The sequence below is a fragment of the Fusibacter bizertensis genome, assembly GCF_029914245.1.
Taxonomy (GTDB): domain Bacteria; phylum Bacillota; class Clostridia; order Peptostreptococcales; family Acidaminobacteraceae; genus Fusibacter_C; species Fusibacter_C bizertensis.
This window is the reverse complement of sequence record NZ_JARYZI010000038.1, coordinates 1-735: the sequence shown is the minus strand read 5'-3', so window position 1 is coordinate 735 and position 735 is coordinate 1. Positions and strand designations below refer to the sequence as shown.

The 735-nt window shown below is 37.8% G+C and carries 1 tRNA gene; it reads right to left on the bottom strand.

The features are described 5' to 3' along the window. Window positions 1–445: 445 nt before the first annotated feature. A tRNA-Ala gene (locus tag QE109_RS17565) sits at window positions 446–521 on the bottom strand. Window positions 522–735: the final 214 nt, after the last annotated feature.

Below are 735 nucleotides of genomic sequence, written 5' to 3'. Positions count from 1 at the left end.
ATGCTCTTATTAACTTGACCTAAGCGTAACACGAAGTGTTATCGCTCTCCCGTGGGAAACGTTAGTTTCTAGGGAGTCGATGCTTATCTTGCGACAAGCTACTTCATCTTACTTTAGATACATTTTTTACTTGTGCCTTCAAGAAATGAATTCCTCGTCGGCTACGCAACTTGCGTTGCGTTTAAATGTCGATTCTATATGCAATTTTCAATGTGCAAGTTTAATTTTGCTAAAAGCAAAATTTCAGAAAGCCTAGCTTTCGTTTGACTTCGTCAAACAAACTTGCTCTCAGACAAATTTTCGTTAGAAAATTTGGATGATGCTTGTTCATTTCACGATTATCTTTCGATTTCAAACTTGCTCTCAAATGGATTTTCAAAGAAAATTCAATTGATGCTTTCTTTTATTCTTTTAGGCACGCATTAAATGTTAATCTAATGCGTCATGGTGGAGATTAAGAGACTTGAACTCTTGACCCCCTGCGTGCAAGGCAGGTGCTCTCCCAACTGAGCTAAACCCCCATGAGATAAAATGTTTCACATTTTATCGAACCCGACGTGGGAAACGAAGTTTCCAGGAGGACTAATGCCCATTCACATCTGATTCATTATGCGAATCATTATTTGTATTCACTTTTGAAGTTCTTATTTCCACTTATGATAATCACTTATCACTCATGGTCACAAGACCCTCAAAATTGAACAGCGCAAATGTCTATTTCTCCTTAGAAAGGAG